The following is a 14,661-nucleotide window of genomic DNA, read 5'->3' on the forward strand; positions in this document are numbered from 1 at the left end:
CAATACCTGTATAAAAGTGTTTTTAATGATTCTTTTGACTCTGTTAGAATAGGACCTTTTTATTATAAAAATCCCTGATATACATTGTTTCGTCCAATCAGCTTGAAATAGTCAAACATAGTTTATACAAACTACACTATTTTGAAAGGATAGTTTGTATGTATACTATTGAACTTGCCAGGTGGAATATCAGCCAGGGATTGCCCGTTAAACCATATACAAATGCCGATTATTTAAAAGCAGATGCAAATATACTGGGGATAAACAATGCATTGGCGTTCGCAAAAAACAATGGATACAGCGGTGCGGTTTTACCTAAAGGAAACTACGCTATCTGTTATCCGAGAGTCATTAAGATGATCAGCAATTTCATCTTCGATTTAAATGGATCAACTCTTAAAGTGATTTTTGATTCAGACCGAAAATCACCTTTTGATTCCAGAAAAAGTGCCGATTTTTATAACTTCAAGGGAAACAGCATTGAATTTGAAAACGTAACAGATGCTCATCTAAAAGGCGGCACGATCATCGGATGCAGGGAAGACCGCAGTTTTGTAAATCCTGAGGAAAGAAGGATGGAGCATTCGTACGGAGTGGTATTCGCCAAGAGTACTAAATATTCTTCATTAAAAAACTGCACAGTAAGAGATTATATGGGTGACAATGTTACTTTTACTAGTTCATCATTCAAAGAGCTGGCAGGTATTAATTTTGGATTCACGTTAAATAGTTTAGAGTACACGACAGGAAAGCCTGTTGCATCAGCGGATTCTTTGACGTCAGCTTTTATTCCCATCCCAACGGATGTAACTTTCAGTTCATTTCTTATTGCAGGAGCTGGATATACGAGATTGACAGCTTTAGCCACTAAGGAAGCAGACGTCTTTTTCTACAGGGCAGACAATTCCTTTATTGGAGTGCTGAAAAGAAGAAAGATTTATCAGGACATCTCGATTCCGGCAGCTGCATCAAAGATGAGATTCGTCTTTTTCAATGAAACGAATCCAGCAAAAAATATGCAAATTACGCTGAAATTCGGCTTGATCCCCCATCACAATCTAGTTGAACAAAATGAAATTTTTAACGGGCATAGAGGCGGGATTACACTGGGGGGAAGCTATAATGCTATTCAATACAATACGATTCGGGATAATGGAAAGGCAAGCAGCAGCTTCCTGGACGGCAAACCGACCTTTAATGACTCTACGAGATATGGAATCAACCAGGAAGATTCATACGGAGACAGCAATTACATTAGAAATAATTTAATTTATGGTAGCAATAACGGGATCTTGGCTGGCTGTTATACCATTTTTATAGAAAACAACCACATCTACAATATGGATGGAATCGGCATCAATCTGTACAGTTTATCATTTGCAAATATCAAGGGGAACTTTATTTATAATTGTTCCACAAATATAGGATTAATGTCGTCCAATTTTGATCATGCGTTTGTTAATATTCTGGAGAACAGTTTCAAGGGAGGCAATTTTTCTTTTGGCAACAACTCTTCCTATCAAATAAATTTTACAGACAATAATTTAGTAGACGTTCCTGCTATTCATATGGGAACGAGCAGGGTGAACAATACTTTTAAAAACAATCGATTAAAGTATGTGCATATGGCAGGTGCTTTTTCGATCACTGCATATAAACTTGAAGATTGCATAATTGATTCGGCGATATTAAGAGATTGTACGTCTAAAGTATATGAGTTCAAAAATTGTACTTTTAATAACTTGAAAATTACGATTCAGACAATAAATGGAACATCTGAAGATGAGGCAGCAAACATTCAAGAATCATCCTTTTTCAACTGTCTATTGACTAATTTGATTTTCGGCACAAAAAATAGAGAGCTGAATCTGTACAATTGCAAATTAGTTGATACTGTCACGAAGGTAGGAAATATAAACACTCCCGGCTATAAAGCAGATATTTATTTGGAAAACTGCGAGATCAGTTCAAACTCACTGACTTACTTTTTTGCGACAGACCTCAACCAGCCAAGCGGATCAATAAAGGTGACTAACAGTAAAATTTCAATTAAAAACCCTTCTTTTTCCTATTTAACTCATCATGACAAACCGGTTGTTGCTTCAGTGTTCACATTGTTCCTCAAAAATTTGAATATAACCTACTCAGGCGGAGGAACAAAGACGATTGCCTACTACAATAATGTGAAACCTATAAAAAATATGATCTTTTCAGAGAACAAAGTCTCTAATATTCTATTTCCTGCTGCAGACCCTGGCATCTTCGTTAGCTATGATATAGAGAATACCTTTAAAACAACAGTAAATCTCACACCAGAAGGAAATAGCTACACTGCTGCAATAAACCATAATTTAGGTTCATCAGAGTTATTCATTCAGTGTATAGCTCAGGGTAACCAGCTTGTTCATCCAGTTATAACAATTGTATCACCAAATGTGCTGCAAATAAAATATCACCTACAGACTCCTTTGTTTGTAACTGTAAAAAAAATCTGATCAGTAACAGCAAACTCACATTAAAAAGGTGAGTTTTTTTCTGTTGGATGTTGAAAAAACATTCACTAATAATTGAATAAATAGAGATTATTCAGGTAAGATGGATGAAAATGTTCTTTATAAAGAACTATTTCACTAAGCAGTCTTCCTGTTTTTATTTAAAAAGCATAATCTAAAGGAGCGATACAATGAAAATTCTTGTTTCAGGCGGCGCAGGCTATATAGGGTCGCATACCTGTGTAGAACTGCTGCTTTCAGGTCACGAAATTGTAGTAGTAGATAATTTAAGTAACTCCAATGAGAGCTCACTAGAAAGAGTAAAGGATATTACAGGAAAAGATTTGATTTTTATCAAAGAAGATATAACGGATGAGACTAGGATGGAAAAAATATTTCTCGAGCATCATTTTGATGCTGTCATTCACTTTGCAGGGCATAAAGCAGTCGGTGAATCTGTATCTGTGCCTTTAAATTACTACCATAATAATATCTCAGGATCCTTAACTTTATTTAAATTGATGAAGAAATACGAGATCAGAAAACTAGTTTTCAGTTCTTCAGCCACTGTATACGGATCCAATAATAAAGTTCCTTTGAAGGAGGATATGCCGCTGAGTGCTTCAAATCCCTATGGAAGAACAAAGCTGTTTATTGAAGAAATGCTTAGAGATATTTATTCAGCGGATCATAAATGGAGCATTGCTATACTTCGCTATTTTAATCCTGTAGGAGCACATCCAAGCGGCTTGCTCGGTGAGAATCCAAAAGGTACTCCCAACAATCTATTTCCTTATGTGACCCAGGTTGCGGCAGGTAAAAGAGAGTCTCTGTCCATTTTCGGAAGTGATTATGATACTAAGGACGGTACAGGTATCAGAGATTATATTCATGTAGCTGACCTTGCTGCAGGACATTTAAATGCTTTGGAAGCTGTTGCTTCTTCAAATGGACTAGAGGTGTTTAATCTTGGGACTGGACAGGGCTACAGTGTTCTTGATATTGTTCAGATGTTTGAAAAGGTTTCAGGCAAAAAGATACCTTTCCAATTGTCGGAACGCAGAAAGGGAGACGCTGCTGTCAGCTACGCTGATTGTTCTAAAGCAAGCATCTTACTCCAATGGAATGCAAAAAAAAGCTTAGAAGATATGTGCAGAGATTCATGGAACTGGCAAATGAACCAGACAGAAACGTATCTGGATAAAGAATTGCAAATAATTTGATTAATCCTGTAAAATCTTGTTGCAATTAGACCATTAGTAATGTATCGTTCTTAATATAGAATGATTTCATGTGACTGTTCGCTTAGAAGAGGCATATTCGTAGGAGTGACGCTATGAGCGCCATAGTTGGAATAGTGGACCTTCATAACAAGGGTGTTCGTTATGAAGAAGCGGAAAAGATGATGAATGTACTCAGCAAATTCCCTTCTGATGATATCAGGCTCTGGCATAAGGAACATGTATTCTTTGGCTGTCATGCACAATGGATTACACCTGAAGCAGCCGGAGAGGTACTTCCTTTTTATGATTCTGTTTCCGGATTAGCCATAACGGCCGATGCCATCATCGACAACAGAACAGAATTAATTGAGATGCTGTCTGAAGATCGGACTTCTACAGGCATAACAGACAGCCAGCTGATCCTGATGGCGTATAGAAAATGGGGAGAAGACGCCCCTAAGTACATAATTGGAGACTTCGCATTCGTCATATGGGATGCTCATAAAAACAAGGTATTCGCTGCACGTGATTTCTCCGGTTCCAGAACATTGTATTACTTCAATAATTCGAGGAAATTTGTTTTCAGCACGATTATTGAACCTTTGTTCTCAGCTGGGCAGAAAAAAGAAGTGAACGAGAAGTGGATGGCAGAATTTGTCGCGATACCTGTGACCAGCGATTCAAGCACTGCAGAAGAGACGGTTTACAAGGAAGTGTTTCAAGTTCCTCCGGGCCATTCTTTATCTATAAAAAACGGTGTGATGAAGGTGAAGAGGTATCATTGGTTTGACTACTCTCATAAATTACACTTAGCTTCAAATGGTGAATATGAAGAAGCGTTCAGAGACGTGTTCAAGCGGGCGGTAGTAGACAGGACCAGAACAAGAAAGGGTGTAGGGGCACAGCTGAGCGGGGGACTGGACTCAGGAACGGTCGTCAGTTTTGCAGCACGTGCTCTACTTGAAAAAAAGCAGACTTTGCAGACATTCAGCTATGTTCCTGTTGATGGATTCTCTGACTGGACGCACAGGTACAGAGTTGCCGATGAACGGCCTCATATAAAATCGACGGTCGATTACGTCGGCAATATAAATGATCAATATTTAAGTTTTCCGCAAAGCAATCCGTACTCAGAAATAGATGAATGGCTGGATATTATGGAGATGCCGTACAAATTTTTTGAGAATTCGTTTTGGCTTAAAGGAATCTATGAACAGGCAGCTTCCCAGAATATTGGGATCCTGCTGAATGGGCAGAGAGGGAATTGGACCATATCGTTTGGGCCTGCCCTGGATCATTATGCAAGACTGTTAAAAAAATTTAACTTTTTCGTTCTTTATAAAGAAATAAAAATGTACAGCCAGTATATCGGCGTCAATCAAAAAAGAATAATGAAATTCGTTAGAAAAAAAGCGTTTCCTTCTGTTTCAAAATGGATTGATCGTGATGCTGCTGAAGGTTTTCCCATTTGGATTAATCCGCAGTTTGCAGAAAAAAATGATGTTTTCAGCCATTTAAATGAAAAAGGAATCGATGTTACTGGAGTCGGAATTACAGATGCCTATCAAATGAAAAGGCTTCAATTTGAGCAGTCTCATATTTGGGCCTTAAACGGCACCATCGGCACGAAATTGTCGCTCAGACATGCTCTATGGGAGAGAGATCCCACGAATGATCTTCGGGTTGTTCAGTTTTGTCTTTCTGTTCCTGATAATCAATATGTTCAAAATGGACGGGACAGATCATTGGTGCGCCGTGCAACAAACGGCTGGCTTCCCGATGAGATCAGACTGAATCAAAAATCAAGAGGTGTGCAGGGCGCCGACGGTGTGCACCGTATGGAAGCTGAATGGGAGAGCTTCATTCAAGAAGTAAATCATGCCCTTAATGCACCTATGATTGTGTCGATGCTAAACCAGCCTTTATTGAAGGACTATCTTAAGAAAATTTCCAGTGAATTTAAGCCGGGCTTAATTTTCGAATTTGAGTTCAGGGTCCTTATGAGATGTCTGATTCTATACCGGTTTCTTACACGATTTGAAGGGAGGTGATTGTATGAAAACTTGGCAGACTCCGGCACTTGAAGTGCTTGATGTAAGTCTGACGATGGCAGGACCAGGTCTGAAAACGCCTGATGCTGTTCAGCCGGATACAGATGAAACAGTTCACTACAGTTAATTCCAATACTTAAATTGAAAAGATACCCTTATCTAATCAAAATGGGGGTATCTTTTTAAAAATATACCATTTATTTCATTTTTGGGAGTTGTTTGCTTGACTACAATTCAAATAAAAACCAGCAGGTACAGCGGTTTCGGCTTTATTATCCAGTCTGATATACAATTGAGGGAGCTCACCGTATTCCCGGATTCTGAACCATCCTTCCACATTCTGATTGAAAAAAGAGAGTTGAGCTCTTTATGGCAAGAGCATTCTGTCAGCGGCCGTTCTTTTGTTATCAATGAGAATTTTGTCATGTTTCATATTAAAACGGTAGGAATCTTCTTTGTTTCTAAGGGGAACGAGATTTTCTATTCGCCTGAAAATGATGCAGATGATGATCTGATCAGACTGTATTTGCTCGGTTCATGCATGGGGGCCATTCTGTTGCAAAGAAGGATTCTTCCGCTTCATGGAAGTGCGTTTGCTTCTGAAGGAAAAGCATATGCCATAGTCGGGGATTCCGGTGCGGGAAAATCCACGCTTGCTTCCGCTTTAATAAATAGAGGCTGCACATTGCTGACAGATGATGTTATTCCTGTAACGTTTCATTCAAATGGAATTCCATATGTAACCCCAGCTTATCCCCATCAGAAGCTCTGGCTTAACAGCCTGGATGCTTTCGGCATGAATGCAGAAAAATACAGAAAGATTTTCAACAGAGAAACAAAATATTCTGTTCCCGTGGTGGATCAATTTGAATCGGCTTCGCTGCCTTTGGCCGGGGTATTTGAGTTAACTAAAACAGAAGGCACAGAGATCCTGATCAGGCCACTGAGTAAATTGCACTGTCTGCAAACTTTATTTAAGCATACGTACCGGAACTTTTATCTTGCCAGCATGAATCTAACAGAATGGCATTTTGCCACATCGGCATCTTTAGCCGAAAAAATAATGATGTTTCAGCTTGAAAGGCCTGAGAATCCATTTACAGCACCTGAGCTTGCTGATCAAATTTTAGTCGAAATTACTGGAGGCGTTTCGTTATGAGTACAGCTGCAATTACTACTACCCATTTTACAGTAAGCCAGACTGAGGGAAACTTAGTAAGCAATATGAATGGTGAGAAAGTCATGTTAAGCGTTAAAAATGGGAGATATTATAATTTAGGGGAAATGGGCGGCATCATCTGGGATCTTATCAAAAAACCAATCCCGTTTTCGAATCTGATCGAACTGCTGACAGCGCAATACCAGGTAGAGAAGGAACTTTGCGAGAATCAGGTTTTATCATTTTTAGAGGAATTAAACAAAGAAAATCTGGTGAAGATTAATCTGGATTAAGAAAGGATCAGAGAATAGTTGAGAAAGTTATTGCTTTTTCATGGTATGGACAGAAAAACAAAATTCCTGCTTGCGGAGTCTTTTTATTATTTGGGAATCGGACGCCTCCTGAAGTGCCTGCCGTTTGCAAAGGTGGCTCCATCACTTGGAAATCACATGGAAGAAACCGGCTATGAATCAATTGATTCTCATCAAAAGACAGTCAAGCACATATCTCATGCAATTTACTTGATGAGCAACTATACATTTTGGGAAAGCCAGTGTCTTGTTAAAGCCATTGCTGCAATGAAAATGCTGGAAAAGCGGGGGATTGGCAGCACAATGTATCTTGGAACGGGCAGGGATGAAAACGGCAAACTTTCAGCCCACGCATGGTTGAGAAGCGGTCCATACATCGTAACGGGTGCAGAAGGAATGGAAAAATTTACTGTAGTCGCTAAATTTGCAAAGAACATGGAGGGATTGAATGATGAAACTGGAATTATCGAAAGTACCGAGAGAGTTAAAAGTCATTCTTGAACTCTTAAAAGATCAGGAGGAGGGGCAATTAGCAGAAAAAAGCATCAATTTATTTCATAAGCTGGATTGGTCTGTTTTTGTAAGTTTATGTGTACATCATCGAGTATACCCGCTAATCTATCCCCGTCTCAAAGAGCTTCCAAGCACGATTGTGCCGGAGGATGTTCTTTCATTCTTTGAAATAAAATTCAGGAACAACACTTTTCATATGCTTTATCTATCTTCGGTAATGGAAGAATTGAGCCAAAATCTGCTGGATGAGAAAATACGTGTTCTTTTCCTGAAGGGACCTGTTATCGCACATGACCTGTATGGTGATCTCTCCCTGAGAACATCGAGTGACCTTGATTTTATTGTACCGTTTGACAAACTGGGCCAGACAGAAACAGTACTGCAGCGGATGGGCTTTGTAAAGGACGAATACATTAAAACGATTCTGGGTGATTGGAAATGGAGGCATCATCATTTCACTTATTTTCATCCCGATAAGAAAATTAAAGCAGAAATTCACTGGCGACTGCACCCGGGACCAGGGCGGGAACCAGGATTTGAACACCTTTGGATGAATAAAAGAAGAAGTTCATTATCTGAATCTCAGCTGTACTTTTTAGGAAAAGAAGACTTATTTTCATTCCTTGTCAAACATGGCGGAAGACATGGGTGGTCAAGGCTGAGGTGGCTGACAGACATTCAGCGGATTCTAAAACAGGATGTAAACTGGAAAGCGGCGGAAGGCTTGCTCAATTCATTTCATTCTTTAAAAGAAGGGAAGCAGGCAGTATTGTTAGCTGTACATTTACTGGATGCATCCATACCTGCTGACCTTGATGTCAGGGTGGATGCAGGAAGAGAACTTAAGAGTGCCCAATCAGCCATTTTTTATCTGGAAAACAAAGTTAATCTTCATACCTGTCCATTACCTGAGGAAATCAGTTCTTATCACGCTGCGTATTTATTTTCGCTGATGTCTTGGGAGCAAAAATTCATGCATCTCGCAAGTTTTTTATTTCCATTTCCAGAAGATGCAGAAACATTGCGGCTGCCTTTAAAATATCATTCCCTTTATTATATTCTGCATCCTTTTCTTTGGACATGGAGGAAAGCGGTAAAAGAAACAGGTTATCTCAAGGGGCAGAAATCATGAATCTTATCCTCTATTTTTTAATGCAAATTCACTCTTTCTCAGGCAGGCGTCTTTATATCAATTTGCTTGCAACCGTGCTAATCAGTTTACTGGACGGAATCGGTGTTTTGCTGCTGATCCCAATGATCAGCTTTACCGGTCTTATAGAGCTTAATCTCAAAAACACGCCATTCACTTCATTTTTTTCGTATTTCAGCAATTTGCCGGACAACACAGGGTTACCACTCGTTCTCTTTCTGTTTGTGACAATCTCTGTGCTGCAGAATCTCCTGCACAGAAAGATTTCCATTGAAAATGTGAAAATTCAGCATGGATTCTTTCGGCATTTGAGAATAAAAACGTACCAGTCTTTGCTTCGGGCAAACTGGAGCTTTTTTCTGAAAAACAGAAAATCAGACTTGATAAACATTCTTACTGCCGAGATCGCCCGCTCTAACGCAGGCACCCACTCGCTGCTGCAATTTTTGGCCTCTCTCTTTTTTACGATGATACAAATTGGTTTTGCTCTTATCCTTTCCCCAAGCATTACTGTCTTTTTATTAATTTGCGGTGCAGCGGTAGTCTTTTTAAACCGGAGATTTTTAAAATCTTCACTGGCTCTTGGCAGAAAAAATTACACGCTTGGAAAAGAATATTTGGCAGGGATTACAGACCAGATCAACGGGATAAAGGACATAAAAAGCAATACGCTTGAACATGCAAAAATGAACTGGTTCAGCTCAATTACACTTGGTATGAAGAATGAACAAATTGAGTATTCCACACTTAAGGCAACTTCACAATTTTATTACAAAGCAGCATCTTCAATCTTAATTGCAGCTTTCATTTTTATTTCAGTAAACCTGTTTCATGCACAGGCAGGACAGCTCATGCTCATTATAGTGATTTTTTCAAGGTTGTGGCCAAGAGTTGCGGGAATCCAAAGTTCGCTTGAACAAATTGCAGCAATGCTTCCTGCCTTTCAAGCTGTCAAAAATCTTCAGGATGAGTGTGCAAAAGCGGAAGAACAACCAGATCCAGCTAGTGAGCTGAACAATCCCATGATATTAAGAAATGAGATGGAACTAAGGGAGGTATCCTTCCGTTATTCAGGCAGCAGAGAGTACGCATTGAAAAACATCTCCTTGACGATTCCCATCAATAAAATGACAGCTGTTGCCGGAAGGTCAGGTGCAGGGAAAAGTACGTTAATTGATATTCTTATGGGCTTGAATACTCCTGAACACGGGGAATTTTTGGTGGACGGAACGAAGCTGACACCTTCAAATGCCAAAGCTTTGCGCAAGTCTGTAAGTTATGTGCCGCAGGAGCCGTTTTTATTTAATGGCTCCATCCGGGAAAATCTGCAGATGGTGGCAGAAAATGCCGGGGACAGCGAGCTTTGGGACGCACTTCGTTTTTCATCTGCGGCCGATTTTGTCAAAAATCTTCCCAACGGCCTTGATACGGAATTAGGTGACAGAGGAGTCAGGCTTTCAGGGGGAGAGAGACAGAGAATCGTATTGGCGAGAGCCATTTTAAGAAAACCGTCTATTTTAGTTTTAGATGAAGCAACCAGTGCGCTTGATACAGAAAATGAAGCAAGCATTCAGGAAGCTATTGATCGTCTTAAAGGACAAATGACCATTGTGGTGATTGCTCACAGACTCTCAACAATCAGAAATGCAGATCAAGTAATTGTATTGGAAGATGGGGAGGTTGTTCAGCAAGGCTCGTATCAACAACTTGCAAATGACAAAAAAACGATTTTTGGGAACCTTGTCAACCGTCAGCAGGAAGCTACGCTTTCAGTCAAATAACATTATAGTTGAAAGGAGGTGATACTTATGAAAGAACTATGGAAAATCCCAGCTTTAGAGATGCTCGATGTTTCTAATACATTTAAAGGGTGGGAACCGCCTGATAAGGGTGATCCAGATTGCCCACCGGAATTAGACAGCTGAAATAAGATAGAAAAAGCCCTGATTCTGAGAGGACAAGGGCTTTTTTTGCCAGTACATTTACTATTTTGAGGTGATGAGTTGAAACGTCCTATCATAGAAAAAGTCAATAATGAAACACAGCAGCAAGAGTTTGAGAACACGTGGGAGTTTCTCTGTTCAAAGATGGGATGGTTTAACGATCCTTATTCTGATCAGGGTGTGAGGTATTTAATTGTTCTAGAGGAAAACAATAACCGTGAAATTATTGGAACCATTGAGTTTATACCCTATCACCCCAATAATCCCTATAGCACGGTAGAAGGAAAGACCGAAAAATCCTTTTCAGTTATACCTGAGTTTAATAACAACTACAAGAGAATTTGGGAGATTGATAAACTTTGTATAAAACAAGAGTATCAAAGAAAGGGTTATTTTCATTTACTTTTATATGTTTTTTACTATCATGCCAGGCAGTACAGCCCAAGGTACTATATTGCTCTGATCGAAAAGAAGTTTTTTAGGATGTTAAAAATCTCCTTTGGACTTCACATAGTCAAAGTCGGGGAGGAGCTAATTGGACCAGATACCTCACTTGTTCCAGTAACATTTAATATAGAGAGACTAATGAATAACAAGATGATAGTTGACGGCCTTTTAAAAAATGACAAGGTACCAGTCTATAAACCCCCTACAAGTTTTTTGCATTTACTTAGAATTACCTCAAAAAAGTTCGCTGCATATTTAAGATGAAGGGATTGTATTAGAAGATAATCAATCTCTTTTTCCATTCAAAAAATCTCCTTTGGATTCCCCATGTGAAATTCTACTAAATAATAAAACTCCACAAAAGTTTGACCATTCAATCGAACATCTGCTACATTAGATCATATAATCGAATCTTTGGAGGCATGTTCCTTGAATCGTTACCCGTGCTCTGTGTTTATTATGGATATTAGAAATTCTTCTTTAGAAGGCAAAGGAAATGAACTATCTGCTTATTTGAGTAAAATCACTTCCTGGCTGATGCAATGGACCGGAAATCAGGCGATTGTCAAGCATCGAAGGGGAGATGAGGTGATTTTTATATCGGAGGGATATGCTGCGGCGTACGCGGCTGCACACTTTCTAAGTATCTGCTGGACGAAGGTTGAGCACCCGCCATACTTTGGTCTGTCGTTTGGCGAGATTGACAGCAATGTTGCGGATCTTAATGTAGAAACGTGGATACATCCGCTGATGAAGCAAGCCAGAGAGGCGAATGATGATCTGAAACGTGAAGGTGCAGGGAGAGCCCAGTTTGCATTCCGCTTACGTGATGATCTGTATGAAACACAGCTGCTACTCAATTCTCTGCTGGAAGTCAGGCATACGCTCGTTAAGGACCAGACGGACCTCCAGAAACAAGTGTATGCACTTGTGGAAATTTACCGTCAGCAGCGGAAGGCTGCGTCGATGCTGAGCAAGTCGCCATCGACAATTTCAAGCCATTTTAAGAAGGGAAAAGGGGATGAGCTGGTAATGATATTCAATACTATTACCGCCGTTCTTGATTCTCTTCAGCAAAAGGGATTCGATGAGCAGTCCAGTGACAAGCTGATTGCATTGATTCGCTCAAGCTTGCAGAGTTCGTCAGCCGAATGGTTTTCGAAAAGGGAGGGAGATGGGAGCGTATGATTGTACTTAGTCTTATTCTGGCCCATTTAACGGCTGACTTTCTGCTTCAGACTGATGAAATGGTCAGGGAAAAGCGGAAGTATTTAAAAAAGCATTTGCTTCATCATGCGTTTATCCTCCTGGCTGTTTTGCTTTGTTTCTGGCTGACCGAATTCGAGATGGTAAATCCGCTGAAAAATGTTGTTCTGCCATTGGTTTTCATAATTGGAACTCATGGTGTGATAGATTTTCTTAAGCTGAAACTGCTGGATAGGACGACTGACAAGCAAAATATGAAAAACCTTCTCTATTTTCTTGGTGATCAGTTTTTGCATCTTGTTATGATTGTGTTAGCATGCCACTTCTTTTTAAATGTATCGTACAGCGCAATTGCCCAAAAAGGAATCATGCTGATAACGGAGAAATCTTCACTCAGTGTACCGAATGCCCTTTTATTTATTGCCATTATCCTAATTGTTACTACTAGTGTAAGCGGGCATGTCATCCGTATGGTGCTAGGGACACTTCCGGCGCAGCTGCTTTCGTTTGAAGGGCGCTATGCATTCAAGAATGAGAGAAAAGAAGACAAGATGAATGCAGCAGGCGGACTGACGGAGGAGTATACGTATTTCACATTTAATAAACATGATCTGTCCAGAGGAAAGCTGATCGGATATATTGAAAGGCTGCTTGTACTGATTTTGACGTTTTACAGTGCATATCCCGCCATCGGTTTCATTGTGACGGCGAAATCGATCGCCCGCTTTAAGCAGATGGATGACCGAAACTGGGCGGAGTATTTTCTTCTCGGGACTTTAACTTCGATGTTTCTGGGCATAGCTTTGGGGCTGCTTTTGAGGGAAGTGCTGCTTTAAAACGAGGGGGGAAAAGATGAAACAGATTATTGCGATGGGCGGGGGTGGGTTTTCCATGGAGCCTGATAATTTGTTGTTGGATCACTATATTCTGAATCAGTCACTGAAGCCGAATCCGAAAATATGTTTCGTGTCCACAGCAAGTGGAGATCAGGATGGATATATTCAACGGTTTTATCATGCTTTTCATTCTATGGCATGTAAACCTGATCACTTGGCATTATTTGATCCGCACTTTAAGGATATTGAGGATTTCGTCATGTCCCAGGATATCTTGTACGTGGGCGGGGGAAGTACCCGGAATCTGCTTGTTTTATGGAAAGAATGGGGACTCGATCTTCTATTTAAAAGAGCATATGAAAACGGCACGGTCCTTGCAGGGCTTAGTGCTGGAGCGAATTGCTGGTTTGAAGAGGGATTGACTGATCCTTTAAATGCTCCGCTGTACAAAATAAATGGACTGGGATTTATCAAAGGGAGTATTTGTCCTCATTATGATGGCGAGGAAAAGAGAAGACCGTCATTTCATAAACTTGTACGTTCTGGCAGTATGATAGCTGGGTTTGGCATGGAAGATGGGGCAGCCGTGCATTTTAAAGACGGACAAGTTTATAAATGCATCAGTTCGAGGCCTAATGCCAAGGTCTATTTTTTGGAGGAAAACGCAGGCAGAATCCATGAGGAACCTCTGCAAATGATGTACCTGGGCGGTCTGCCATGATTAACCCGATTGCAGAGTTCCGGATTTAATGAGGATTTTTAGTAAGCAGGAAATAGATGCATCTTTTTTAAAGCTGTGCTAATACTAACCAAAAAGAGCAAGGGCAGGGTTATTTAATGGAAAAAAAGTTGCTGAAAGGCCTTTTTGGTTTGTGCGTGGTATTATTTCCTTTTGCAATGAAACGATCAGCTCTAAAAGAAGTGCTGATTATCTTTCTCGGGAAAGGCGTCATCTCGACACTAATGGATGTGTTTTATGTCAGGACAAAGCGAATTGCCTATCCTGTCAGGCCATTACCGCATATTTATAAAACCAATATTTTATATGATTTTCTCTTTTTCCCGCTGCTGAGTGTTTTTTGGATCAGACAGTGCTATAAAGACAGGCTGCCGATGGTTCTGCTGAAAAGCCTTACTTGGAGTGTGCCGATGTCTATAGGACAGTGGTATTTGGAAAAGACGACGAACCTATTTCACTGGAAAAGGTGGACGATTTTTCATACGTTCGGCTGTGTAACTTTTACACTTCTTGCAATTCGGGGACTTATTGAAATGGTGAAACGAAACGAACATAAATCTCCAATAGAAGAAATGGGATCTTAAGACCCTG

The 14,661-nt window shown here is 40.1% G+C and carries 15 protein-coding genes; all 15 read left to right on the forward strand.

The features are described from left to right. The first annotated feature begins 158 nt into the window (after positions 1 to 158). The 15 genes from RKD52_RS11120 to RKD52_RS11190 all read left to right on the forward strand — a co-directional run bounded on the left by RKD52_RS11120 (position 159) and on the right by RKD52_RS11190 (position 14,654). Entirely contained in the window at positions 159 to 2,495 is a 2,337-nt protein-coding gene (locus RKD52_RS11120) for a right-handed parallel beta-helix repeat-containing protein (protein WP_454099782.1), read from the forward strand. A gap of 188 nt (positions 2,496 to 2,683) precedes the next feature. Next, positions 2,684 to 3,715: a UDP-glucose 4-epimerase GalE gene (galE, locus tag RKD52_RS11125; RefSeq protein ID WP_454099783.1), complete on the forward strand. Its 1,032-nt coding sequence runs from the start codon at positions 2,684 to 2,686 to the stop codon at positions 3,713 to 3,715. Between the two features lie 113 nt (positions 3,716 to 3,828). Further along, positions 3,829 to 5,766, forward strand: a complete 1,938-nt coding sequence (locus RKD52_RS11130) for an asparagine synthase-related protein (protein ID WP_454099784.1) — start codon at positions 3,829 to 3,831, stop codon at positions 5,764 to 5,766. Between the two features lie 4 nt (positions 5,767 to 5,770). Continuing rightward, entirely contained in the window at positions 5,771 to 5,893 is a 123-nt protein-coding gene (locus RKD52_RS11135) for a paeninodin family lasso peptide (protein ID WP_454099785.1), read from the forward strand. A 96-nt stretch (positions 5,894 to 5,989) separates the two neighbouring features. Beyond that, positions 5,990 to 6,925 (forward strand): aldolase, encoded by a 936-nt coding sequence (locus RKD52_RS11140; RefSeq protein WP_454099786.1) that lies wholly within the window; start codon positions 5,990 to 5,992, stop codon positions 6,923 to 6,925. Then, positions 6,922 to 7,218: a lasso peptide biosynthesis PqqD family chaperone gene (locus RKD52_RS11145; protein WP_454099787.1), complete on the forward strand. Its 297-nt coding sequence runs from the start codon at positions 6,922 to 6,924 to the stop codon at positions 7,216 to 7,218. The genes RKD52_RS11140 and RKD52_RS11145 overlap by 4 nt, the downstream gene beginning before the upstream one ends. Positions 7,219 to 7,263: 45 nt before the next feature. Further along, positions 7,264 to 7,737 (forward strand): lasso peptide biosynthesis B2 protein, encoded by a 474-nt coding sequence (locus RKD52_RS11150; RefSeq protein WP_454101198.1) that lies wholly within the window; start codon positions 7,264 to 7,266, stop codon positions 7,735 to 7,737. Next, the gene (locus RKD52_RS11155) at positions 7,685 to 8,881 is read left to right on the forward strand and encodes a nucleotidyltransferase domain-containing protein (RefSeq protein ID WP_454099788.1); all 1,197 of its coding nucleotides are present in this window, start codon (positions 7,685 to 7,687) and stop codon (positions 8,879 to 8,881) included. Before RKD52_RS11150 ends, RKD52_RS11155 begins: the two co-directional genes overlap by 53 nt. After that, on the forward strand, positions 8,878 to 10,680 hold the full coding sequence (locus RKD52_RS11160; RefSeq protein ID WP_454099789.1) for an ABC transporter ATP-binding protein: 1,803 nt from the start codon (positions 8,878 to 8,880) through the stop codon (positions 10,678 to 10,680). Before RKD52_RS11155 ends, RKD52_RS11160 begins: the two co-directional genes overlap by 4 nt. Before the next feature lie 27 nt (positions 10,681 to 10,707). After that, complete coding sequence (locus tag RKD52_RS11165; protein WP_454099790.1) at positions 10,708 to 10,824, forward strand: paeninodin family lasso peptide; 117 nt, start codon at positions 10,708 to 10,710, stop codon at positions 10,822 to 10,824. Between the two features lie 78 nt (positions 10,825 to 10,902). Next, positions 10,903 to 11,553, forward strand: coding sequence for a GNAT family N-acyltransferase (locus RKD52_RS11170; protein ID WP_454099791.1), 651 nt, complete (start codon positions 10,903 to 10,905; stop codon positions 11,551 to 11,553). A 165-nt stretch (positions 11,554 to 11,718) separates the two neighbouring features. Next, positions 11,719 to 12,477 (forward strand): hypothetical protein, encoded by a 759-nt coding sequence (locus RKD52_RS11175; protein WP_454099792.1) that lies wholly within the window; start codon positions 11,719 to 11,721, stop codon positions 12,475 to 12,477. After that, positions 12,474 to 13,331: a DUF3307 domain-containing protein gene (locus tag RKD52_RS11180; RefSeq protein WP_454099793.1), complete on the forward strand. Its 858-nt coding sequence runs from the start codon at positions 12,474 to 12,476 to the stop codon at positions 13,329 to 13,331. The genes RKD52_RS11175 and RKD52_RS11180 overlap by 4 nt, the downstream gene beginning before the upstream one ends. A 16-nt stretch (positions 13,332 to 13,347) precedes the next feature. Further along, positions 13,348 to 14,052, forward strand: a complete 705-nt coding sequence (locus RKD52_RS11185) for a Type 1 glutamine amidotransferase-like domain-containing protein (protein ID WP_454099794.1) — start codon at positions 13,348 to 13,350, stop codon at positions 14,050 to 14,052. 116 nt (positions 14,053 to 14,168) lie between these two features. Then, positions 14,169 to 14,654 carry a CBO0543 family protein gene (locus RKD52_RS11190; RefSeq protein WP_454099795.1) on the forward strand — a complete coding sequence of 162 codons (486 nt, stop codon included), beginning with the start codon at positions 14,169 to 14,171 and terminating at the stop codon, positions 14,652 to 14,654. The last annotated feature ends 7 nt before the right edge of the window (positions 14,655 to 14,661 follow it).

Source organism: Metabacillus sp. SLBN-84 (genome assembly GCF_053629595.1).